Here is a 21607-nt window from a genome sequence, read left to right as displayed (position 1 = left end):
CAAACTGGTGGCAGTTTGGTGGCAAAAAGCCGCCGCTATAACGATTTAGCGACGGCTACCTGGCCTTAGGCCTTAAGAGATCATTACCGGCTGATCCGTCAGCTCGTGCGCTTTGCCCCGATGGTCTCGAATTGAGCCTTTTGCTCGTCGCTCAGCGTCGCAAGGAAATCGTCCAGGGCCGGCCGCAGCAGCTTGATCGCGTCCAGCATGGCGTCGAGCCTTGTATCGGCTGTCGCAAGCCGGTCGGGCGGAGCGAGGTTCTCGTCCGGCTGGCAATTGAAATTCAGCGTGTTCCTGGCGAGCACGCTCATCCGCTGAAGCGCGTCCAGTCCCCCACGTTGTGAGTCGTTCAGATGCAGCCTCGCCTCGATCTCGCTGCCGGGCCATGGCAGCACCTCGGGCGGCGCGCAGCTCTGAGCGGCGGGAACCTTGGGCGCAAATGGCGCGCGCTGACCGGACACCTCGACGAGCTTGCCCTTCTGGTCGTTGTCCAACAGTTCGTAGAATGTCTCGAATGGCGTCGTTACACTTGAGATCGCGGATTTCATCGCCTCCAGGCGCTGTTGCATCGCGGCGAGTCTGCCAGACGGCGTTAACGCAACCTCGGCCGGGCAGGCCGCGCGGATGATCTGGGCGGCCTGGACTGACGCGTTGGCAAGATCGTCGAGCGCCGCGCGCTGCTCCTCGCTCAACAGGATCGCCTGCCGGATCTGTTTGATCGGAAGACCGGCAAACTCGCTTGCGTCATCGCCACAGATTTGTGCGAGCGAAGGGAGCCTGCCATGCCGCCGATTGCGCGGGGGCGCCATATAGCGGGTGAGGTCCTCATAGCCATAGGGCGTGAATATCGCGGCATAGATATCGCGATAGCCATAGCCCCAGAAGCCGATGCCGTCGCCCCAGACCGTGTAGTCGTAGATATCGTAATAGGCGAACGGCCAAAACAACGGGCCCACCCATCCATACCCGCCATCGCCATGCTGCCACCACCCGCTCGCGCCACGGCGGCCGTGCCAGCCCGCCAGCGCGGCGGCGGCTCCCACCTGCACCCGCGCCACCGGCTTCGTGACCCAGTCGGCGCCGCGGGTGACATCGGCGCGCGGCACCGCGCCGGTCGCCTCGTCATGAAGGTTTGCCATTCTGACGCGCTCGCCGCGACGGCCATGCAGGCCTCGGAAAGGCAGCGAGGCAATGGATCTCACGATGCCGATGGGGCCGCCGCCAATCCGAATGTGCAGGCCTCTTGCCTGAGCGGTGCTCGACGGCTCGGTGGCCAGAAACAAACAGGACACTCCAAGAACGAGGATTCCAACAGGGAATTTCGACATGGCACGCTCCCGGCGCCGCCGATTTCTGCGAGACAAGAACGCCCGATGGAACCAAAAGTTCCGGAGGGGAACCAACCAAGGCTGGTTCACGCGAAATAACCGAGCCACCCTCCCCAATCATCCCCGCCTGTTTTTCCTTCGGAATGAAAGTCCGCGACAGGCTGTGATCTAGATCACAACTTGGAGCCTGCGATAGATGATAGTTTGGAGTTGATGGTGCAGATCAACTCCAAACAACGAGATTAGATCATGCCCGCTTTATTCGACCTCCTCTACCGCGAATACTGCCGTGCCCGCCTCGCAGAAATGCGAAGGCAACTTTTGATCTCGCCGCCTGAAAGGCGTGAGATCCCGGAAGCAATTTGCGATGCTATGGATGATGTCGATGGCAGCCCGGTTAGCGCGAGCCGACGTACTGAGCCTCATCCAGGCGATTCCTAGAAGTCGATAATGCAGCGGCCGATTGGAGCCGTGCGGGTCGGCTTTGCTTCCGCGCTCCACAGTGAACGCCGCGGCGAGTCGCAGGCTTCGTGCGCTCGGTGAAAAAGCAAAGGGCCGGCGTCACGCAATCCGATCGAGTCCCCGGGCGTCCATGGAGAACAGGAACCCTTACGACCAATCGCCGTTAAAGTCGCAAACAGGAAACAGGCAAGGCTGCGATGACGAGACCAACGATCTTGCTTGGCGCTGTTGCCTTATCGTTCCTGTCCGCGCTCGCCAGCCCGGCATCGGCGCAGCACGTCATTACCAATCCGGGCTGGTGCGCCCAGTTCTATCCGAACGCAAATTGCCAGAACTACGGTCGCGGAAACCCCTACACGAGCTATGGTTGGTGGCGAACGGGACATCGTCACTACGGGGGCCATCGTCATCACCGCCGCCATTGGCACTGATGGTGGCGGCGCGAAGCCTGTATTTTCTGCTTTAGGGCGGTGACCACCTGGTGACCGGCCTGTGCTTGCGGCAGAAAAATCCCCGCCATGACAAGCCGTCCAGCCCGAAAGGCATGGCTGACGGGTCACACCTCAGAGGCGCGTGACAACCTCGTGCCGGCGCTACTCGCGGCAACGATCCGCACTGAACCAGAACCACGCTATCCTCTGCGACGACGCATCCCGAGCAGGTCGAGGCCCCAGAAGGCAATGAGGATCAGGGCGCACGTGCTCACGCCCAGCAACAATACGATGGCTTCCAGCATGACCGAATCACTCCGCTGGTGTCACAAAAAGCATGCACTCCCGCCGCGAAATTGTCATCATTCAGTTGCCGCCAACGTCCCGACGAAACCATTTTCCCGAGCCGACGAAAACGTCCTGAAACAAAGAGCTGCGTACCTGGTTGTCAATAAAACAGGGACGGCCAGCATGCAGTTCTTCTTCGATTTCATTTGGAATCAGTCAGGCAGCAGATTCCTGGCGACAATCCACGAGCGGGAGGCCGGTCAATGATCGAACTCTCAGCCGCTATCCTCGCCCTGATCAGCGTGGGCATATTCGCCGCCCATGCACTGGATGCCTACCGCGCGGGCTAGGCTCGCAGCTTTTCGCCTCGAGCGCCGCAGGCGTTGCCTCAGTGCGTCAGCCGGACGCAGGCGGCCTGTTGTCGCCCTCCCCGCTTCCCGAGCTTAAATCAGGCCGCCTCCGGGCGGCCTTTGGTTTGCACGCCTGGGGGGGCGGTGAATTGCCCGTCCAGCCGCCATTGCGCGATGGTCTATGACTGTGTCGGCATTGCCGGCTGCCGCAGGAACGTCGCGCTTGAAGGGATGTCCTGATTTCGCGGGCTGGCCTTCCCGACGGCACACACGGCATCGATATGGAAACGTATAATCCCCGCAGCCATTGTCCGTAGCGGACATCGGCCGCAGGGGAGATTCCGTGTTCACTGGAGGGACCGAAAGATGTTCGCCAGCATTGCCGGCGTAGCCCTCGCGCTACAATTGGGGGTACCGGCCCACCCGGTGAACGAAAGCATCCCCCTGGCGCAGGAAATCCGGTACCGCCGTCACGGCCATCCACCGCCGTGCGGCCACGGCTACGATGTCGATGAGCGAGACGGCAAGTGCTACCCGAACGGGATGGTGCCGCCGCAATTTCAATCGGGCCGCTATTATCCCCTTGAGTACGGCGGCGGCCGGCGGCCGGTCCCGTGCGGTCACGGCGCAGACGTCGATATTCGCGATGGGCTCTGCTACCCGACGGGCGCGGTACCACGGCAGTATCAGGAAGGCCGCCCGGGCTATCACTATCGACGAAACGGTTACTTCGAAATGCGATAGCGCGGCGACGCTGAACATCTGTTCGCCGAGTAGCGGCTCTCTCTTAGCGACCGTTGCAGGGATTTGCGCTTCCGATACTTGAAATGCGTTCATCGGATATTCAGGGCATGTTTTGATATATTTGCATCAATGCAACAGCAGCCCTCGATCCTGATCGGGCGACCGGTCGGCGTGTCGCGGAAACGCCGGCAGCTTCTGGTTTGATCGGAGAAAGAACATGATCGTCAGCATTGCCGCCGCAGCACTGGCTGTTCAGTTGAGCATGGTGCCCGGAAGCGCCGTTGCACCTGACTTTGCTGCACCTGTGTTGCCTCAAACCGTGCAATACGGTGTACCCGTCCATCCGCCGCCATGCGGCCACGGCTGGGATGTCAGCGCGCGAGATGGCCTCTGCTATCCGAACGGCTATCTGGCGCCGCAAGATCAGGCTGCACGGCAATATCCGCGTTACTATCGCGGCGGCCGTTACCCCGTTCCGTGCGGGAATGGCGCCGACGTCGACGTCAGGGATGGCCAATGTTACCCGAACGGGATGGTGCCGCCGCAATATCAGCAGGGGCGTCAACAATATTACGGCGACGGGTACTACCAACGCCCGCCGCGGGGCCGGTACTACTATCGGGACTGAGCTACGGCCGGCGCAGCATCGCGACAGCTTCGGCAACCACCGCGACAAGCGACGCCATGGTGTACGGCTTCGGCAGCCATCCGAGCGGGGCATAGGGTTCGGCGCGTCCGCGCGTGTGGGCATCGTCATGCGCGGTCGCAAAGATGCAGCGAATGGCGAAGTCCTGATACAATTGCCGTGCGGCATCGATGCCATCGCGGGTGCTGGCGAGACGAATGTCCATCACGGCGAGCGCCGGCTGCGCCTCGCCGGCCAGCGCGACGGCTTCCTCGGCGGTCGTGGCCGGGCCGACGACCTCGAAGCCGGCCGTGGTCAGCGCGACTTCGGTTTGCATGGCGATGAGAAAATCATCCTCGACGACGAGAACGCGCAGCGGGCCCTGCTTGTCTTCCATCCGTCGGGCCTCTTCAGCGGGCAGCGGCCGGTTGCGGTCCGGCCCGGACGGCGGCGCGAAATGCCCTGCGCTGTGCTGTGGCGTCATCGATGACCGCCCTAGATTTTTGAAGCGGGGAACTCGAGGCACGCCCGCGACGGATTTTTCGTGATGCAAAGCGTCCCGCGCAGCTGGCGCGCGAGGCCGAGGACGAGCTGCAGTCCGGATGAGTTCTTGCGCGCCTCTTCCAGGTCGAACCCCTCGCCCTCATCCTCGACGCAGAGCGCGAGCTGCCCGTCATGCTCCGTCAAGCTGACCCGGACGCACTCTCTCGCATGATCCTTGATGCCGTGCTTAACGGCGTTTGTCAGAAGCTCGTTCAGTATCAGCGCGAGCGGCATCGCCACGTCGTTGGACAGCACGCCGTGCGCTGCGCCACACTCGATGCGCGCCTCCGGCGGCAGCAATTGCCGGATGGTCTGGCAGACCGCCGGCAGAAATTCTTTCGCATCGAACCGACTTGCATCGCTGCGGCCGTACAGCACGCGTTGCGCCGCCGCCATCGCCGCGATCCGCGCGCTGGCTTCGTTCAGGACCTTCCGCGCCTCCTCGCTGTGCGCGGTTCTTGCCGCGGAGAACAGCAGCGACTGCAGCATCTGCATGTTGTTCTTGGTGCGGTGATTGAGTTCATCGAGCAGAAGCCGCTGCTGGGTTTCCGCCTGCCGCCGTTCACTGATATCCACCAGCATGTTGATGGCGCCGTTGATCTTGCCGGAAGAGTCCCGCAGCGGCGTCGGGAAGGGAATGAAGGGCACCCGCGTCCCGTCCGGCCGCTCCGCGACCGCTTCGGCGCCACGCACGGCGCGCCCTTCCTTGAGCGCCACCGCCATCGGGCACTGGTCGTGCGGAAGCGGCGTGCCGTCCGGCAGGAACAGCTTCCACGTGACGCACCATTCGTCACTGCCGAGCACGGGCGTCCGGCCGGAGAATTCGGCGGCCGCCTCGTTGAAGTAGGTAACCTTCCCCTGCGCGTCGGTCGTGTAAATCGCCGCCGGTATAGCCGCCAGCAATTCGGAGAGACGCTGCTCGCTCTCCCGGAGTTTTCGTTCGGCTTCCTTGCGATCGGTGATGTCGCGGGCGATCTTCGATGCGCCGACGATGCGTCCTGCGCCGTCGCGCACTGGCGAGACGGTCAGCGAAATGTCCAGGAGGCTGCCGTCCTTCCGCCGGCGAACAGTTTCATAATGGTGGATTCGTTCACCATCCCGTACACGCGCCAGGATCCCGGGCTCCTCGTCTTCGGATCCTGGCGGGAAAAGAATGGTCACCGGCTTGCCGATGGCCTCGCCGGCGCTATAGCCGAACAGCCGCTGGGCGCCTGAGTTCCAGGTCCGGATGATCCCGTCGAGGTCCTTACTGATGATCGCATCATCGGAGGATTCCACGATGAACACGAGCTGCTGCGCACGCTCTTCGGCGGCGCTCCGCGCCTGTTCCGCCCTCAGCCTCGCGATACCGAAGCCGAGTTGCCGCGCGAGCGTCAGCGCGACGTCGATCTCCGGTTCGGTGAAGCGATGCGGCCTGTCGTAATAGGCCATGAATTTTCCGGCGAGCCGGCCGCCGATCAGGATCGGAATGAAAGCGACCGCTGCAATGTGTTCTCGCGCAATCGTTTCCTTGAGCGCAACCGAAAGAGCCGAAACGCCGATATCCTCGAAGTAGACCGGACGCGGATTTCTTTCGTCCCTGTCCCATGGCGAATGGCCTTCGACGGCGCGTCGGTAGCCGTCCGACAGGCCCCGCCATCCGACGAAACGCATCACGTCGCTATTATCAAACAGCAGAATGGAGGCGCGCTTGCAGGCCAGTGCGGCGAGGATGGCATCCAGGCCGGCGTCGTAGACGTCTGGAAGTGACGTGGCGTATTGGAGCTTTTCGGAGAACCGGAATAGTGCCGCCTGCTCTTCGCTGCGGCGTACCAGCGCCTGTTCGGTCTCCTTGCGGGCGCTGATGTCATGCTGAACGCGCACCGCGTAAAGGAAATTTCCCGACGCATCTCGAACGCTAGAGGACGTCACCTCCGCCCAGAAGTATGAGCCGTCCCTGCGGGCGAGACGCTTTTCAATGGTGTAGCGATCAATTTCGCCCGCGACCTGCCGCCTGAACTGCGCAAGATCCTGCGCGACGTCCTGTGGCGAGGTCTCGTCAAAGATGCAGCGGCCGAGCAGGTCGGCCGCCTCGTGTCCCATCAGCTCGCTGACCTTCTGGTTGACGCGCAGCATCCGTCCGGCCTCGTCGACCTCGACGATGCCCACGCCAACGCGTTCGTAGGTGACAGCCAGCCTCGCTTCGCGCGCGCCCAGCCCTTCATCGCGAGGCGTTGGAGCGAGTTCCGGGGTGGTGGACAGGCCTGGCGGGGAAAGAATCTCGGCCGTCCGTTGCTGGATGTTCATTCCCGCCATCCCTGCCCCGAGGGCAAAATTCGTTACGCGATACCCGGCATCACAGGATGCAAGACCAGCACGCTTGGCCGCTGAGCTAACCTTGCATAAGTCGGGCAAGAGAAAATCGTTCCCCGCGAAGGCCGGACATTGAAACGCCCGTCTTTTTGCGTGGTCGCTCCTGGTGGGGTGAATCGCAGTTTGACGGCTAGCACCCCCGGCAGATCCCCGTGAAGCTGCTCACCTCGGGTCGCGCCCGCCGCCGACCCGGCGGCTTTCGTGGCTGACCTTGGCGCGCGCTGATGATCCGCTGCGAGGCGCCGGTATAGGGCGATGTCGCGAGCCGTGCGCGCGGCGATGGCGTATCGACCGCGCCGTAGGAAGTTACCGGCGGCGGGGTGTAGGGACGCAGCGGTGGGACACTCGCGGCGTTGCCGATGCCGCTGGGATCGGAGAGCGCGCGGGGATTGGCCGGGCCGAACGGCACGCCTGATATCGACGAATTGCCGGCCCCGGCCGAGCCGGCTGGCGGCGTCAATTGCGCAAATGCCTTGGCGGGGACGATCAGGGCGAGCGCCACGAAGAGAACAAGCGACGAATTGCGGGACATCGAGGTCTCTCCAGGAGCCACCCTTGCAACGATCATGTGGCGCGCACGTTCCCCTGCTTCCAGGTCCACCTGCTTCCATGTGAGCGGTTTTTCCTGCCGTCCGCATTGCTACGGAGTAGGCGGCGGCGCGAGAATCAGGCCTAATTGTGGCGCGATCACGTTTTGAGATTCCGGCGGAATGAACCAGCCTGAGGTGCTCGATTCCGATATCCGCGCCATGCAACAGTGGCTGCGCGCTGCCTGGCAGCAGCTCAGCGATCACTCCCTCACCACTTTCAGCCGGCGCGAGTTGCGCAACCAGATGAAGCAGTGCAGCGCCGACCTGCGGGCGCGACTGCAGATGGCGGCCGAACAACAGTCCGGACCGCTCCAGCAACCGATCCCGGACTACACCCGGCCAGAGCTGCGAATACTGTCATGGTGACGGAACAAAGGTCAGGCGCCTGCCGTTCCGCGGCGAGCCAGGAACACACCGCTGACGGCACCGCGCCGATGAGGCCGAACAGCAGGACATACGGCCCATGGCCGAAGCCTATCCAGAACGCTACTGCCAGCGGCAGGTAGCTGATCGCGTAGCCGAACGGCGCCGTGAGCGCGATGCGGTAAGAGACGTTGCGCCTCGCCAGCGCATGGTCGAACCACCCAGCCAATAGCGCCGGGATCAACCCGACCAGATATATCGTCGGCAGCATCATGATTTGGGCGACATCGAACGTGATCGGGCTGCCCGCAAGCCAGTTGGCAATCTGCAGCATCACCCAGAACGCGACGACGAAGCCGAGTGGCGGCGCGATGGCGGCGAAGATCAAAAAGCGTTTCATGCTGGTGGGGTCCGTGGTGGCTGGCGTTGGCCCGACCATAGCGCTGCGTCGTTGGTTGCCGATGTGACGCCTCTCACGTCACGCGCGTCTCATCGATCTTCGGCCAACTCGTCACGTTCTCGATGCCGGCCGATCCGCTTCTGTCCGGTCGTCCCGGGCGAGGCCGCGCCCTGCCCGAGTTGCGCCGCCAAGGGTTGGCTGCGCCAGTCCGCCCTGTTGATAACCCCGGCGCTCCCGGGCCAGCGTCGAAACAGGCCGCCATGGTGTGCTATCGGCATACCGGCCTGATTAACGACGACGGACAGAACACATGCGGATCACCCTGGTTGGTTCCCGCCATTTCGGCGTGACGACATTCAACACGCTGCGGCAACACGGGGTCGATATCGTCCGCGTCGTTGTTCACGATGGCGAGGACCGGCTTGCCGCCACCGCGCAGGCCGCCGGGATCGAGGTTGTCGTGCAGGCCGATCCGAAACGCGTCATCGCGTCCGAGATCGCGCCCAATACCGACCTGATCGTGACCGCCCATAGCCATGCCCGCGTCACCCGGGAAGCACTGGCCGTCTCCAAACTCGGCGGCGTCGGCTATCACCCCTCGCTCCTGCCCCGGCATCGCGGCATCGCCGCGGTCGAATGGACCATCAAGGAGGGCGACCCAATCGCCGGCGGCACCGTCTACCACCTCGCCGACCGGATGGATGCCGGCGCCATCGCCGCGCAGGAGTGGGTATTTGTCAGAAAAGGAGAGACCGCGCGCGAACTCTGGGAGCGCGCGCTGGCCCCGCTCGGCCAGAAGCTGCTCGCTGACGTCATCTTTCACGCCAGGACCCACAACAGCCTGCCTGCCACCCCACAGGACGAGGAATTCGCCACCAAAGCGCCGGGTCTGTCCGACGCTAAACATTGATCCCTATCCTGGTACCTCAAGCGGCCGAATCATGCGCGAATCGTGGCCAAAACGGCAAATTTCTTGTTCCCCATCCGGAACCGGATTCACCTTGATGTGTTTGAAATTCGGGAACTTTCCACAGTGTTGCGGCGCACCCAAGTTTGGACACATTGTGACCAGATAAGGCGCGTCATCACACACATCTCAAGGAATTGATCCATGCGTTCCAACCGCATCCGCGACATTTTGTTTGCTTCGTTTCTTGCCTCCGCCGCGACCGTTGCCGCAGCTCCGGCCTCCGCTCAGTCGCCCTATGACGGCCTTTGGCAAGTTACCGTTGTCACAAAAACGGGCAGTTGCGATGCGCAGACTACCTCGACCGTGAACGTCACCGACGGCAAGATTTCGGGCGGCCCGGTTTCCGGCAGCGTCGGAAGCGGGGGGCTTGTGAAAGTCTCGATCAATGGTGCATATGCGAACGGTCAACTCAGTGGCAACTCCGGATCGGGGAAATGGAATGGCGCTTCAGCGGGTGTCGCGTGCAGCGGTCGATGGGAAGCGTCCCGTCAGTAAGACGAGCCAGGTTTCAGAATTTTTCGCCAAAGCGCGGCGGCTGACATTTGCAGCCGTCGCGTTTTTTTTGACGGCCTTCGCGGCCTCCACCAGCTACGCCCAGTCCAGTGCGTTCGCCGGCATGGCCGGCACCTGGTCCGGCCCCGGCACCGTGACGCTGGACGACGGTTCGAGCGAGCGGATCCGCTGCCGGGCGACCTACAAGGTGGCCGGCGCCAGCATGGACATGAGCCTCACCTGCGCCAGCGACGCCTACAGGTTCAATCTGTTGGCAGCGGTGGTCGCACAAGGCGGCGAGGTTACCGGCAACTGGAGCGAAACCAGCCGTAATGTCGGCGGCAACATTCAGGGTCGTGGCGCCAACGGCAGCTTCCAGGTGATCGCCCAGGCGGCCGGTTTCAGTTCCAACATCTCGTTGAAGACCACCGGCAACAAGCAGTCGATCGCCATGAGGGCCGACAGCCAGTTCCGCGCCGCCAATATTACCCTGTCGAAGTAATAGGCCGCAGTCGTCATACCCGCGAAAGCGGGTATCCAGTGCGCCGCCGCTTCTCGGTTCAATCACCGCCGTCTCTGGAATACTGGATCGCCCGCTTTCGCGGGCGACGACAGCTTCGGGGCTTGGCGATCGGCAGCCTAACTCGTCTTCGGCTTTTCGAGCTTCGCCGCGGTCTCCTTGATCGTCTTGGCGATCAACAAAGCCTGCTCCTTGTTGAACGCAAAATCCAGCACGCCGCGCTGCGTGGTCAGCGACAACACCATGATGTCGGGCTGGTGCTCGGGCCAGCCGGTTGCGAAGGCGGTCACGAAGTCGGCAGAGGTCGATCGATTGGTCATTGGCTCACGATATCCTTTTGTCTTTTCCGGCGCGCCTCACGTGGAAAGCGGCCGGTCCTTGATGTCTGGTTGCGCCTTGGGCACTAAGCCTTTGCACTAACCCTTTGCACTAAGCCTTTGCACTAAGCCTTGGGCACGTAGGCGGTGACTTCGATTTCGACCTTGGCCCTGACGTCGACCAGCCCGTCGATGTAGAGCAGCGTCGATGGCGGAAAATTGCGCCCGAGTGTTTCCTTCCAGGCCGCGCCGATGCCCGCACCTGCAGCTTCGTATTCGCTGCGGCTGGTCAGGTACCAGGTCAGGCGGACAATGTGCTCCGGTCCCGCGCCGGCTTCTCCAAGCAGCTTGATGATGCGCTTCAGCGCCGTGCCGACCTGCGCCGCCATGTCCGGGGCATAATCGCCCTTCTCGTCGCCGCCGGTCTGGCCGGCCAGCACGATCCATTTGCCGGGGCCGTCGACCTCGACACCGTGCGAGAAGCCGCGGGGTTTCGACCATTCGGCCGGTTGCAAGATACGCATGCGTAGATTCCTCCCTCTTGGTCATTCCGGGATGGTCCGAAGGACCAGACCCCAGATGCGCAATTGCGCATCGGGGAATCTCGAGATTCTCCGATGTGCAATAGCACATCATAGTTCGATGCTTCGCATCGCCCCGGAATGACGGCGCTCCTTAGCACTGAACCGGCAGCCGCTCCCACAGCGAAATTGCGACACCGCCCATCGCTGCCCCGCCGCACATGCACATTGCAAATTGTGGCGCGCTCGCCGATACCGGCCTGCCCCAACCCCTCAAGCTTCCCGAATGGACCGCACCCAATCCAAAACCCTGGCCGCGCTGTGGATGGCCGGCTGGCTCTCCACGTTTTCCCACTACTGCATGGCGCGGGCGATGCTGCATGCCGACGCTACCGTGGTGATCCCGATGGACGTCCTGCGGGTTCCCCTGACCGCTGCCGCCGGCTGGCTGATCTATTCGGAACGGCTGGATCTGTTCACCGTGCTCGGCGCTGCGCTGATTCTCACCGGCAATCTGTTGAACCTGAAACCGAATCCTTCGACTAAGGCGTCCGCCCCAAGCTGAATTTTATTTGCCTGGCTGTGATCTGGATCACGCGACGGCGCGTGGCGCATCGGTAACGGATGGCGCCGGATTTGGTCGTCGCACCGCTTTTTTGTGGCGCGAAGCGGGCGATTTTCTGTACTGTCCGTCTAGCGTTAGAACCAAAGCCTTTATCGATTCTTCAGGGGGATTTCCTATGCGCTACCCAACCCTCATTCTGTCCGTCATGTGCATGGTCCTTACGGCGGGCACCGCCAGCGCCGACAAGCGCGTGGCCTTTGTCGTCGGTAACGGCGCCTACAAGAACGTAGCCCCGCTGCCGAATCCGTCGGTCGATGCGAAGGCGATCGCCGCGACCCTGCGCAATGTCGGATTCGAAGTGGTCGAGGGCTCCAATCTCACGCGCGACAAGATGACCGAGCGGCTGCTCGACTTCGGCAAGAAGGCGCAAGGCGCCGACGTCGCGCTGTTCTTCTATGCCGGTCACGGCATTGCCATCTCCGGCACCAACTATCTGCTGCCGATCGACGCCGACATCAAATCCGAAATGGACGTCAAGCTCGGCGCGGCGATCAACATCGACCTCACGCTCGAGCAGACCATGGGCGACGCCAAGGTCAAGCTGGTGTTCCTCGATGCCTGCCGCGACAACCCGTTTGCGGCCAAGATCAAGTCGAACTCCGCGACCCGCAGCGTCAACGTGCAGACGGGTCTGGCCGAAATGAAATCCGGCGAAGGCACGCTGATCGCGTTCGCAACCGGCCCGGGCCAGACCGCGCTCGACGGCCAGGAAGGCTCCAACAGCCCGTTCACCCGCGCCCTGCTCGCCAACCTCACCCAGCCCGGCGCCGAGATCCAGCAGGCGATGACCAAGGTCCGCGCCCAGGTCAACGAAGAGACCAACAAGGGACAATTGCCTTGGGGGCACACCAACCTGATCGGTTCGGTCTATCTGAACGGCGCGCCCGCGCCCGGCGCCGTGGCGGCTGCGACACCGGCAGCGGGACCTTCAAAGGCATCGGACGTGGAACTGGAGTTCTGGCGCTCGATCAAGGATTCCAACAAGCCGGAAGAACTCAACGCCTATCTGAGCAACTATCCCAACGGTCAGTTCCGTTCGCTGGCCTTGTCGCGCATCGCATCGCTTGAGTCCGGTCCCAAACCCGACGCCACCCGCAACCTGACCACGGGCGTCGATCCCGCGACCTTCAAGGAGGAAGCGGACCAGACCACCGAGGATCAGATCGGCCTCGACAAGGGCCAGCGGCGCGACGTGCAGCGCCGCCTCACCGGGCTCGGCTTCGACATCAAGGCCACTGGCCAGTTCGATCAGGCCACCCGCGGTGTGATCACGCGCTGGCAAGCCGCCCGCGGCTATCCCAAGAGCGGCTACCTCAACAGGCTGCAGCACAAGGCGCTGCTGAGCGAGATCGTCGCGGCCCCGCCGACCGCGAGTTCGGATGAGGAGCGGCCCAAGCGCCGCGCCAACACTGGTGCTAGTCAGCAGGCCCAACCCCAGCCGCAGCGGCACTACAACAACAGCGGTCCTGATCCCGCCGGCGCCGGGCGCTTCATCGGCGGCGTCATGGGCGGCATGCTGCGCTAAGGCGCACGCGATCCATCTGCAAAAAGGCCCGGGTTCATCCCGGGCCTTTTTCATTTTCATTATGCGCTTCGCAAAATCAAAATGCGTGCTCGCGGCGATTTATTTTCCCGCAGCCTTTCGCAGCGCCTCGTTGATGCGGTCCTGCCAGCCGGGACCGCCTTCCTGGAAATATTCCAGCACGTCCTGATCGATGCGCAGCGATACCAATTCCCTCACGCCGGGCAGCGCGGGCGTTTTCGGCGGCGCTTCCGCGACCTTGGTGGTCGTGCGCTTGAACGCCGCCTCGGCCTCGGTGCGCGCGTCGTTCAGGGTTCTCGGCCGCCGCGGCTGGTCTGCCATCGCTAGATTCCTTCAAACAGTGCGGTTGATAAATAACGCTCGGCGAATGACGGCACGATGGCGAGAATGGTCTTGCCGGCGCTCCCGGGCCTTTTGCCGATCTCGAGTGCCGCCGCGATCGCCGCGCCCGAGGAAATGCCGCCGGGAATGCCTTCCATGCGCGCCAGGGCGCGCGAGGTTTCAATCGCCGTCGGCCCGTTGACCCTGACAATCTCGTCGATGACCGATCGATCCAGGATGTCCGGAATGAAGCCGGCGCCGATCCCCTGAATCTTGTGCGGCGTGTGTTGCCCGCCGCCCAGTACCGGGCTTTCCTCCGGCTCGACGGCGACGATCTGCAACGACGGTTTGCGCGGCTTGAGCACCTGTCCGACGCCGGTGATGGTGCCGCCGGTGCCGACGCCTGCAACAAAGAAATCGATGTTGCCGCCGGTGTCGTTCCAGATTTCTTCCGCCGTGGTGCGGCGGTGAATTTCGGGGTTGGCGAGGTTCTTGAACTGTTGCGGCATTACCGCGTTGGGCGTGGTGCGTACCAGTTCCTCCGCGGTCGCGATCGAACCCTTCATGCCCTGGGCTGCCGGCGTCAGGATGATCTCGGCGCCGAGGAAGGCCAGCATCTTGCGCCGCTCGATCGACATCGACTCCGGCATCACCAGCTTCAGCCGGTAGCCGCGCGAGGCCGCAACAAACGCCAGCGCGATGCCGGTGTTGCCTGACGTCGGCTCGATCAGCACCGTATCGGCATTGATCACGCCGGCCTTCTCCATCGCGATCACCATCGCCGCGCCAATGCGGTCCTTCACGCTCGCGGCGGGATTGAAGTATTCGAGCTTGGCCAGGATGGTTGCGCTAACACCATGCGCCTCCGGCAATTTGCGCAAGCGGACGATCGGGGTGTCACCGATCGCATCGACGATGGAGTCGAAAACCCGACCCCGCCCCGGACGTTGCACTGCACTCGCGGCTGACGACGCATCCATCTCAACACTCCCATAAGCGATCATGTGCGGGGAATAAGCGGTTTTCCATACTTAGGAGGCGGTCGCCTCGACGCGCAAGCCGGAATTGCGGGCGCGAAGAATTCGCTGCATCGCAAAACAAGAAAGTCGCTAAATAACGTGAAATCAACGCATTTGTGTTGCGACATCGTCAAAGGTTTCTGCTTATACTTTGGTCGTGAGCTGAACCAGAGGTGAGGTCACGATGTCAGGAATTGCTGAACTCCTGTCGCCCGCAGCGTATCGGCCCGATCCGCGTGGCTGTGATTTGCCGACGTGCCCCGTGTGTGCCGACACCATGGTGGCGGCGGAAGCTTCCGCCTATCTCAACGATCATGTGATCAGCTATCTCTGGACCTGCGACACCTGCGGTTACGGCTTCGTGACCAAGCATTCGGTCAAGAGGTTCGCCTGTAATTGACGGCATAGCGTTTTCGAGCGAAGTGGCTCCCGGTTCGCGTAAAGAAATCGCGTCAAATTAAAAATAGATTCTATCGCGGAACGATGTCACCGCGCTCCCATCCGGCGCGCGTTTGTTTTTGGAATGTCTCGAACGTGCCGTTTGCGATCGCCTCGCGCATGCCCCGCATCAGGTGCTGGTAATACGCCACGTTGATTTCCGACAGCAGCATCGCGCCGAGTGTTTCTCCTGACCTGACCAGATGATGCAGATAGGCGCGAGAATAGTTGCGCGCTGACGGCCATTCGCTTTCCTCATCGAGCGGCCGCGGATCTTCGGCATGGCGGGCGTTGCGCAGATTGATCTGGCCGAAGCGGGTGAACGCCATGCCGTGGCGCCCGTTCCGGGTCGGCAGCACGCAGTCGAACATGTCGATGCCGCGCGCCACCGCCTCCATCAGATCCTCGGGCGTGCCGACGCCCATCAGGTAACGCGGGCGATCGGCCGGCAGCGCCGGCGCGGTTTCCTCGATCATCGACAGCATCACCGCCTGCGGCTCGCCGACCGCAAGCCCGCCGATCGCGTAGCCATGAAAACCGATCTCGACCAGTCCGCGCGCACTGATATGGCGCATCTCGGGAATGTCGCCGCCCTGCACGATGCCGAACAGCATGTAACCATCGGGCGCGGTCTCGAACGCGCGCTTGCTGCGCTCGGCCCAGCGCAGCGACAGCCGCATCGCGCGCTCGATGTCGGCGCGCTCCGCAGGCAGCCGCACGCACTCGTCCATCTGCATGGCGATGTCGGCGCCGAGCAGCCGCTGCACCTCGATCGAACGCTCCGGCGACAGCTCGACCTTGGCGCCGTCGATATGCGAACGGAAGGTCACGGCGCGCTCGCTGACCTTGCGCAGGTCGGACAGCGACATCACCTGGAAGCCGCCGGAGTCCGTCAGCATCGGCCCGTTCCAGCCGGTGAAGGTCTGCAGGCCGCCGAGCGCGGCGATGCGCTCGGCGCCCGGCCGCAGCATCAGATGATAGGTGTTGCCGAGCACGATATCGGCGCCGGCATCGCGCACCTCGCGCCAGTGCATGCCCTTCATCGCGCCGGCGGTGCCGACCGGCATGAAGGCAGGCGTCTGCACCACGCCATGCGGCGTCGTCAGGCGGCCGCTGCGGGCTGCGCCATTGGTGGCGAGTAATTCGAAATGATTGGGAAGACTCATGGCGCTGCTTATTGCGTGCCGAGAACGGCCAATCAACCGCCCAGTGGATGAAATCTGACGCTTGGTGCCCAACACGGAAACACTCGGGCTCCCTTGCAGCTGGATAAAACTCGGCACTTTGCCTCAGTTGGCGCGATATTACGGTAGCTATTGGGAGGAAAGCGGACGTCGCGCGGATACCCTATTTCAGTAGCGATGACCCAGAGCGGTCATCAGCCGCCGTATTCGGGAACGAGGTTGATATAGATCAACACTTGATGATGTCTCTCGTCGCAGTCGTTCCATCACTGATATCATATGGAGACGCGCAAATGAGTAAGAAGCTTGTTTCGCTAGGACTGATCGCCGCGGCCATGTTCGCTAATCCGGCCATGGCGGCATGGTACGACAAAAACGGCGCAGCCATCCATCCCTCCCGCGTCGTTCACTGCATCCGGGCTCCAGACACTGGCCAGTTTGCCGGAGGTCCGTGGAATAATCCTCCCTGCGAACCGGCAACCCGCACCAGGGCGGCGTGGCGCGACAGAAACGGCGCAGCCATCCCTCCCTCCCGCGTCGTTCACTGCGTCCGGGCTCCAGACAGTGGCCAGTTTGCCGGAGGTCCGTGGAATAATCCTCCCTGCGAGCCGGCAGCCTGGCGCTAAGGCGCCAGGTAAACACTAAAAAGCGCGTATGGGTGGGCGAAAAGCCCGTGTCCCACGCCGGACACAATTGAGCCGCCCGGGCGCCTCAGCCTCCCGCTTGTTAAACAAAACGATACCGTATAGTTTTATGAACGGGGCACGAAACGCCGCTAGCGATGAGGCCGGCGGCGGCAAGTGCGTGTGTACGGTGACTGACGGCGAATGCCCTTCCCCTCTTTCCTGACTGGATCAGTCCGCTCCGACGGCCGGACTGGGAGGACAGGCTCACGCCTGCTCCGGTCAGCCGTCCTGCTGTGCAGCCTCGCGCTCGCCGCCTGCACGTCCCTGCCGCGGACGCCCTACAGCGCTGCGGAGGCCTCTGGCTCCCGTGTGCTCGAGCTCGACGGCCTGCGGCGCTACACCGACGAACCCGTCACAAAATTCCGTTTCGAGAAAGACGACCTCTCCTCGAGCAGGACCTATCTTGCGCTCTCCGGCGGCGGCGCCGATGGCGCCTATGGCGTGGGCGTGTTGAACGGCTGGACCGCAGCCGGCACCCGCCCGACCTTCTCGGTCGTCTCAGGCGTAAGCACCGGCGGCCTGATTGCGCCCTTTGCGTTTCTCGGATCCCAATACGACGACACGCTGCGGGAGGTCTATACCAGCGGCATAGCTTCGAGCCTGCTCGATGATCCCAGCATCATCCGCGTGCTGTTCGGGTCCGGTCTGTTCGGCAACAAGCGACTGCGCGAGCTGGTGGCCCGCTATGTCGGGCCGGAGATCCTGGCCGCCGTTGCACGCGAAAATGCCAAGGGCCGAAAACTGCTCGTGGTGACGACCGATCTCGACACCCAACGCACGGTCGTTTGGGACATGGGGAAAATCGCTGCCGTCGGTTCACCGGAGGCGCTGGTCCTGTTTCGCGACGTGATGGCGGCCTCGGCCAGCATTCCCCTGGTCTTCCCGCCGATCCTGATCGAAGCCGAGGGCCAGGGCCGGCGCTTTGAGGAGATGCATGTCGACGGCGGCGTGACCGCTCCGGTCCTGACGTTGCCGGATGCCCTGCTCTTCCAGGGCCGTCTGCCCGGAAACAGCCGGATGAACATCTACATCCTCGTCAACAAGAAGCTCGAACGAACTTTTGAGCTCGTGTCCAACAGCACGCTCGATGTCGCCTCACGCAGCCTGTCGTCGATCACCCAGTCACAGACGCGCTCGGTCATCTTCTCCACCTACGATTTCGCCAAGCGCAATCGATGGGGCTTCCATCTGTCCTATATTGAGCGCGACTATCCCGCATCGCGCTCGGAGGGATTCGACACCGCCTATATGCGCGCCCTTTATCAGCATGGCTATGAGAAGGCTGCGTCGGGCCGGGCCTGGGTCTCGACGCTTCCGTGAACCACGCAGGAGCGGAACGACGAGCTACCTGGACCGTTGATGACATGGCCAATTCGGCCAGATTGGCGATGACGCCCCTCCTACAGCGCGTTATAGAACAATGACTGATATCACGACCGCGCAGGAATCAATGGGCATGGGATTGACTGCGACCAAGGCCAGACCGGCAAGACGAGACATTTCAAAATCGCGCGGCGGCCGGCCGACGAAAAGCGCCGCCATCGAGCGCGATCAGCGGCTGATCGAAGTTGCCACCCGTCTTTTCCTGGACCGGGGCTACGATGCGACCTCGCTCGATGCGGTTGCGGAAGCAGCCCGGGTCAGCAAGCCCACCGTCTATTCGCGCTACGGCGACAAGCGCGGGCTGTTTGCGGAGGTGCTGAGGCGCGAAATTGCGCGCTGGCTTGCTCCGCTTGCCGAAGCGGCGGAGATGCAGCTCACGCGTTCCTCGGACATTTCAGTCGAGCAGCGCCTGATCGAGGTCGGGCGCGAGATGCTGATGTTTACCTGCGGACCCGATGCCGTCGCGTTCAGCCGCATGATGACGTCACAGGCCATCAACTTTCCCGACATTGCCAAACTCGGCAAGGAGGAAGGCTGGTTGAAGGCCGTGTCCACGACCGCGCGCTTCTTTGATAAATTGGTCGCACAAGGCGCCATGGACGTCGAGGACACCGGCATCGCGGCTGAGGTCTTTCTCGACGTGGTCGTCGGTCACACGCACCGCATGGCGACGTTCGGAACGCCGCTGGAAATGAAGTCCGCCGAAAAACGCATGCGCTCGGCGATCAGGCTGTTCCTGGCCGGTGCGCTTGGGCCATCGAGCCGCGTTCAGTCCATCCCCAAGGGAACCATTCGGCGGCGCCCTTCTCGCTGACAATTCCGTGAGAACGGAGTTTTGCGCGCGGGACGGCACGGCGGCATCCTTGACCGAAACAAAACGATACGGTATGGTTTTGTTATAAGCGAAGTGCGGGTTCCTGCTCTCCAGTCCCGGCGGGGCTCGCGCCGCTTCGATCGCCGCAAACGGTGGTACAGCCCCGTTTGCGACGTTCCGCGGCCGACCCATATACCTCCAAGGGGTCGGCCGCATTTTTGTACAAGACGATCCGGCCCCTCGGCCGTTAGAGACAGGCTCAAGGATGGAGACTGCAAACATGCGTACGCCGAGATGTTGGAGACAGTTGCTTGCAATCGCCCTGGTGGCGATCATCCTCCCTGCCCCGGCCTATGCCATCGCGTCGCCGATCAGCGAGCCAGCCTCGCTCGGCAATGAGGCCGGCGATGGCGCCGCGTCCGACCAGCAGGCGGTCAGCCGCGAGCTTGCGCTTTTCCGCGGGTCGGCTGTCTCGCTGAGCCAGGCGATGGCCATCGCCGAAGCCCTGCATGCCGGCGCGACGACCGCCGATGTCAGCTTCGACGGCGCATCGGATGCACCGGTCTACCGGGTAAAGACCCTTCACAATGACCGCGTCTGGCACCACGCCATCGACGCCAGGACCGGCAAGATCGTCGGCGGCGAAGCTGCCCTGCCCCTGAAGGAACTTGATGCCGAGGACCGCAGCAACCTCGCTGCCCTCAGAACGATCCGGCACCGCCTGGCGGATGCCATTCGCGTGGCCGAGCAGGCGGCGTCGGGCAAGGCCATCAGCGGCGGCCTGATCCGCGAACGCGGCCGGCTGAATTTCGCAATCGTCGTCATGAGTGGCAGCGACCTGAAGGAGGTGATCCTCGAGCCTCCCGGCGCGGCAGGGCGGCGATGATGGGGCTCGTCTGCCCCCGTTGCAGCCGCGGATGAGGCCAAAACCCGTTGACGGCAGTTCAAAGCTGCCGCATAAGTCCGCCCCATGACGACTTCGACCAAAGCGACCGCGAAAACCAAAGCACCCTCCGGGGGCTCGGGAGCCGTGCGCGCGTAGTCGAACGATCGCGTTATCTGAACCGAAGCCCCGCCTGAAAAGGACCGGGGCTTTTTTATTGCCCGCAGCATTGATGCTCAACCAAAGAGGATAGACCCGTGAGCCACGAACCCGTTGTTGCCATTGCCGGCGTTACCGGCGCTGTCGGCGCCGAATTCATCGCCACCATGAACCGGCGCGGTTTTCCCGTGCGCAAGCTCAAGGCGCTGGCGAGCGCCCGCTCGGCCGGCAAGACCGTCGATTTCCGGGGCGAGAGGATCGTGATCGAGGAGCTCACCGAAAAGTCGTTCGAGGGCGTCGACATCGCGCTGTTCTCGGCAGGTAGCAGCACCTCCTGGAAGTTCTCACCTGCGGCCGTCAGGGCCGGCGCGGTCGTGATCGACAATTCCTCGGCTTTCCGCATGGACCCGAACGTGCCGCTGGTGATCCCGGAGATCAACGCGGGCCGCATCCGGGAGCACAAGGGCATCATCGCCGTCCCGAACTGTTCGGCGATCACCGCGCTGGTGCCGCTGTGGCCAATCCACCGGCAGAACCGCATCAAGCGCGTCATCCTGTCGACCTATCAGGCGGCGAGCGGCGGCGGTGCCGCCGTGATGCAGGAGCTGGTGGAATCGACCCGCGCTCATCTCGAAGGCCGCGCCTTCCAGCCCAAGGCGATCCCGCACCCCTACGCCTTCAACCTGTTCAGCCACAACACGGCTGTTGATCCCGAGACCGGCTATAACGACGAAGAGACCAAGGTCATCAAGGAGACCCGCAAGATCTTCGAGGATGACAAGATCGCCATCGGCGTCACCTGCGTGCGCGTGCCGGTGCTGCGCGCCCATTGCGAGGCGATCACCTTCGAATGCGAAAAGCTGATCACGGAAGCTGACGTGCGCGCGATCCTGGCCAACGCACCGGGCGTCAAGATCGTCGACGACCGCGCCAGGAACTACTTCCCGATGCCGATCGATGCGTCGGGCCAGGACGACGTTCTCGTCGGCCGCATCCGCAAGGATCTCAGCGACGCTAGCGGCCATTCGATCTCGATGTTCGTCTCGGCCGATCAGTTGCTGAAGGGCGCGGCGCTGAATGCGATCCAGATTGCGGAGCTGTTGCCGCAGCGCGCGATGGCATGAGGCTGACCAGCGTGCCTCTCGACCCGTCATCCTGAGGTGCGAGCGCAGCGAGCCTCGAAGGGTGAACGGCCCCAGTCGGGCCGTCGCCCTTCGAGACGGCCGCGTTGCGGCCTCCTCAGAGAGTGTGATTTT

General features: G+C 63.0%; 21 protein-coding genes and 3 pseudogenes. 12 read left to right on the top strand and 12 right to left on the bottom strand.

Annotated elements, in window-relative coordinates; all coding sequences use genetic code 11:
- Positions 1–98: 98 nt before the first annotated feature.
- The gene (locus V1283_RS15410; RefSeq protein WP_334387316.1) at positions 99–1139 is read right to left on the bottom strand and encodes a Spy/CpxP family protein refolding chaperone; all 1041 of its coding nucleotides are present in this window, start codon (positions 1137–1139) and stop codon (positions 99–101) included.
- 2086 nt (positions 1140–3225) lie between these two features.
- Here V1283_RS15410 and V1283_RS15405 point away from each other — a divergent pair.
- Positions 3226–3603 (top strand): hypothetical protein, encoded by a 378-nt coding sequence (locus V1283_RS15405; protein WP_334387315.1) that lies wholly within the window; start codon positions 3226–3228, stop codon positions 3601–3603.
- A gap of 217 nt (positions 3604–3820) precedes the next feature.
- On the top strand, positions 3821–4231 hold the full coding sequence (locus V1283_RS15400) for a hypothetical protein (protein WP_334387314.1): 411 nt from the start codon (positions 3821–3823) through the stop codon (positions 4229–4231).
- Position 4232: 1 nt separating this feature from the next.
- Here V1283_RS15400 and V1283_RS15395 read toward each other — a convergent pair whose 3' ends face one another.
- From V1283_RS15395 to V1283_RS15380, 6 genes and pseudogenes are all read right to left on the bottom strand, one after another.
- Entirely contained in the window at positions 4233–4712 is a 480-nt protein-coding gene (locus tag V1283_RS15395) for a response regulator (protein WP_334387313.1), read from the bottom strand.
- Between the two features lie 11 nt (positions 4713–4723).
- On the bottom strand, positions 4724–5353 hold the full coding sequence (locus V1283_RS44740) for a sensor histidine kinase (protein WP_442895863.1): 630 nt from the start codon (positions 5351–5353) through the stop codon (positions 4724–4726).
- A pseudogene (locus V1283_RS44735) lies at positions 5327–6079 on the bottom strand (PAS domain-containing protein); the annotation flags it as partial. The gene V1283_RS44740 and the pseudogene V1283_RS44735, both read right to left, overlap by 27 nt.
- 48 nt (positions 6080–6127) lie before the next feature.
- Positions 6128–7057 (bottom strand): annotated as a pseudogene (locus V1283_RS44730) (PAS domain S-box protein); the annotation flags it as partial.
- 196 nt (positions 7058–7253) lie between these two features.
- Positions 7254–7655, bottom strand: a complete 402-nt coding sequence (locus V1283_RS15385) for a hypothetical protein (protein WP_334387311.1) — start codon at positions 7653–7655, stop codon at positions 7254–7256.
- A gap of 275 nt (positions 7656–7930) precedes the next feature.
- Positions 7931–8476 (bottom strand): DUF5413 family protein, encoded by a 546-nt coding sequence (locus V1283_RS15380; protein ID WP_334387310.1) that lies wholly within the window; start codon positions 8474–8476, stop codon positions 7931–7933.
- 310 nt (positions 8477–8786) lie between these two features.
- Here V1283_RS15380 and V1283_RS15375 point away from each other — a divergent pair, with 310 nt between their 5' ends.
- From V1283_RS15375 to V1283_RS15365, 3 genes are all read left to right on the top strand, one after another.
- Positions 8787–9386: a formyltransferase family protein gene (locus tag V1283_RS15375; protein WP_334387309.1), complete on the top strand. Its 600-nt coding sequence runs from the start codon at positions 8787–8789 to the stop codon at positions 9384–9386.
- A gap of 201 nt (positions 9387–9587) precedes the next feature.
- The gene (locus tag V1283_RS15370) at positions 9588–9941 is read left to right on the top strand and encodes a hypothetical protein (protein WP_334387308.1); all 354 of its coding nucleotides are present in this window, start codon (positions 9588–9590) and stop codon (positions 9939–9941) included.
- A complete protein-coding gene (locus V1283_RS15365; protein ID WP_442895750.1) occupies positions 9886–10440 on the top strand; it encodes a hypothetical protein in 555 nt (184 codons plus the stop codon). Before V1283_RS15370 ends, V1283_RS15365 begins: the two co-directional genes overlap by 56 nt.
- Before the next feature lie 137 nt (positions 10441–10577).
- Here V1283_RS15365 and V1283_RS15360 read toward each other — a convergent pair whose 3' ends face one another.
- Positions 10578–10778, bottom strand: coding sequence for a hypothetical protein (locus tag V1283_RS15360; protein WP_334387307.1), 201 nt, complete (start codon positions 10776–10778; stop codon positions 10578–10580).
- 122 nt (positions 10779–10900) lie between these two features.
- Positions 10901–11299: a RidA family protein gene (locus V1283_RS15355; RefSeq protein ID WP_334387306.1), complete on the bottom strand. Its 399-nt coding sequence runs from the start codon at positions 11297–11299 to the stop codon at positions 10901–10903.
- Positions 11300–11609: 310 nt separating this feature from the next.
- Here V1283_RS15355 and V1283_RS15350 point away from each other — a divergent pair.
- Positions 11610–11861, top strand: a pseudogene (locus V1283_RS15350) (EamA/RhaT family transporter); the annotation flags it as partial.
- A 175-nt stretch (positions 11862–12036) separates the two neighbouring features.
- Positions 12037–13446 carry a caspase family protein gene (locus tag V1283_RS15345; protein ID WP_334387305.1) on the top strand — a complete coding sequence of 470 codons (1410 nt, stop codon included), beginning with the start codon at positions 12037–12039 and terminating at the stop codon, positions 13444–13446.
- Between the two features lie 99 nt (positions 13447–13545).
- Here the strand turns inward: V1283_RS15345 and V1283_RS15340 are convergent, their stop codons facing one another.
- Both V1283_RS15340 and cysK read right to left on the bottom strand, forming a co-directional pair.
- Positions 13546–13785: a BrnA antitoxin family protein gene (locus V1283_RS15340; RefSeq protein WP_334387304.1), complete on the bottom strand. Its 240-nt coding sequence runs from the start codon at positions 13783–13785 to the stop codon at positions 13546–13548.
- A gap of 2 nt (positions 13786–13787) precedes the next feature.
- Positions 13788–14765: a cysteine synthase A gene (gene cysK / locus V1283_RS15335; RefSeq protein ID WP_334387303.1), complete on the bottom strand. Its 978-nt coding sequence runs from the start codon at positions 14763–14765 to the stop codon at positions 13788–13790.
- Positions 14766–14988: 223 nt separating this feature from the next.
- Between cysK and V1283_RS15330 the strand changes: the two genes are divergently transcribed.
- Positions 14989–15204: a hypothetical protein gene (locus V1283_RS15330; protein WP_334387302.1), complete on the top strand. Its 216-nt coding sequence runs from the start codon at positions 14989–14991 to the stop codon at positions 15202–15204.
- Between the two features lie 70 nt (positions 15205–15274).
- Here V1283_RS15330 and tgt read toward each other — a convergent pair whose 3' ends face one another.
- A complete protein-coding gene (tgt, locus tag V1283_RS15325) occupies positions 15275–16408 on the bottom strand; it encodes a tRNA guanosine(34) transglycosylase Tgt (protein WP_334387301.1) in 1134 nt (377 codons plus the stop codon).
- An 845-nt stretch (positions 16409–17253) separates the two neighbouring features.
- On the opposite strand from tgt, the gene V1283_RS15320 reads away from it, so the two are divergent.
- The 4 genes from V1283_RS15320 to V1283_RS15305 all read left to right on the top strand — a co-directional run bounded on the left by V1283_RS15320 (position 17254) and on the right by V1283_RS15305 (position 21475).
- A complete protein-coding gene (locus V1283_RS15320; protein ID WP_334387300.1) occupies positions 17254–18432 on the top strand; it encodes a patatin-like phospholipase family protein in 1179 nt (392 codons plus the stop codon).
- 136 nt (positions 18433–18568) lie between these two features.
- Positions 18569–19309: a TetR/AcrR family transcriptional regulator gene (locus tag V1283_RS15315; RefSeq protein ID WP_334393077.1), complete on the top strand. Its 741-nt coding sequence runs from the start codon at positions 18569–18571 to the stop codon at positions 19307–19309.
- Positions 19310–19634: 325 nt separating this feature from the next.
- Positions 19635–20195, top strand: coding sequence for a PepSY domain-containing protein (locus tag V1283_RS15310; RefSeq protein WP_334387298.1), 561 nt, complete (start codon positions 19635–19637; stop codon positions 20193–20195).
- 254 nt (positions 20196–20449) lie between these two features.
- Positions 20450–21475: an aspartate-semialdehyde dehydrogenase gene (locus V1283_RS15305; RefSeq protein WP_334387297.1), complete on the top strand. Its 1026-nt coding sequence runs from the start codon at positions 20450–20452 to the stop codon at positions 21473–21475.
- The last annotated feature ends 132 nt before the right edge of the window (positions 21476–21607 follow it).

The organism is Bradyrhizobium sp. AZCC 2262 (assembly GCF_036924535.1).
Lineage (GTDB): Bacteria > Pseudomonadota > Alphaproteobacteria > Rhizobiales > Xanthobacteraceae > Bradyrhizobium.
Note: the sequence above shows the minus strand (reverse complement) of the source record. Positions and strands in the feature narration are given on the sequence as shown.

What these genes read in the sequence shown, in the direction of transcription:
- V1283_RS15410 (WP_334387316.1), bottom strand. Translation starts at nt 1,139, where the DNA reads ATGGCAAACCTTCATGACGAGGCGACCGGCGCGGTGCCGCGCGCCGAT.
- V1283_RS15405 (WP_334387315.1), top strand. Translation starts at nt 3,226, where the DNA reads ATGTTCGCCAGCATTGCCGGCGTAGCCCTCGCGCTACAATTGGGGGTA.
- V1283_RS15400 (WP_334387314.1), top strand. Translation starts at nt 3,821, where the DNA reads ATGATCGTCAGCATTGCCGCCGCAGCACTGGCTGTTCAGTTGAGCATG.
- V1283_RS15395 (WP_334387313.1), bottom strand. Translation starts at nt 4,712, where the DNA reads ATGACGCCACAGCACAGCGCAGGGCATTTCGCGCCGCCGTCCGGGCCG.
- V1283_RS44740 (WP_442895863.1), bottom strand. Translation starts at nt 5,353, where the DNA reads ATGCTGGTGGATATCAGTGAACGGCGGCAGGCGGAAACCCAGCAGCGG.
- V1283_RS15385 (WP_334387311.1), bottom strand. Translation starts at nt 7,655, where the DNA reads ATGTCCCGCAATTCGTCGCTTGTTCTCTTCGTGGCGCTCGCCCTGATC.
- V1283_RS15380 (WP_334387310.1), bottom strand. Translation starts at nt 8,476, where the DNA reads ATGAAACGCTTTTTGATCTTCGCCGCCATCGCGCCGCCACTCGGCTTC.
- V1283_RS15375 (WP_334387309.1), top strand. Translation starts at nt 8,787, where the DNA reads ATGCGGATCACCCTGGTTGGTTCCCGCCATTTCGGCGTGACGACATTC.
- V1283_RS15370 (WP_334387308.1), top strand. Translation starts at nt 9,588, where the DNA reads ATGCGTTCCAACCGCATCCGCGACATTTTGTTTGCTTCGTTTCTTGCC.
- V1283_RS15365 (WP_442895750.1), top strand. Translation starts at nt 9,886, where the DNA reads ATGGCGCTTCAGCGGGTGTCGCGTGCAGCGGTCGATGGGAAGCGTCCC.
- V1283_RS15360 (WP_334387307.1), bottom strand. Translation starts at nt 10,778, where the DNA reads ATGACCAATCGATCGACCTCTGCCGACTTCGTGACCGCCTTCGCAACC.
- V1283_RS15355 (WP_334387306.1), bottom strand. Translation starts at nt 11,299, where the DNA reads ATGCGTATCTTGCAACCGGCCGAATGGTCGAAACCCCGCGGCTTCTCG.
- V1283_RS15345 (WP_334387305.1), top strand. Translation starts at nt 12,037, where the DNA reads ATGCGCTACCCAACCCTCATTCTGTCCGTCATGTGCATGGTCCTTACG.
- V1283_RS15340 (WP_334387304.1), bottom strand. Translation starts at nt 13,785, where the DNA reads ATGGCAGACCAGCCGCGGCGGCCGAGAACCCTGAACGACGCGCGCACC.
- cysK (WP_334387303.1), bottom strand. Translation starts at nt 14,765, where the DNA reads ATGGATGCGTCGTCAGCCGCGAGTGCAGTGCAACGTCCGGGGCGGGGT.
- V1283_RS15330 (WP_334387302.1), top strand. Translation starts at nt 14,989, where the DNA reads ATGTCAGGAATTGCTGAACTCCTGTCGCCCGCAGCGTATCGGCCCGAT.
- tgt (WP_334387301.1), bottom strand. Translation starts at nt 16,408, where the DNA reads ATGAGTCTTCCCAATCATTTCGAATTACTCGCCACCAATGGCGCAGCC.
- V1283_RS15320 (WP_334387300.1), top strand. Translation starts at nt 17,254, where the DNA reads ATGCCCTTCCCCTCTTTCCTGACTGGATCAGTCCGCTCCGACGGCCGG.
- V1283_RS15315 (WP_334393077.1), top strand. Translation starts at nt 18,569, where the DNA reads ATGGGATTGACTGCGACCAAGGCCAGACCGGCAAGACGAGACATTTCA.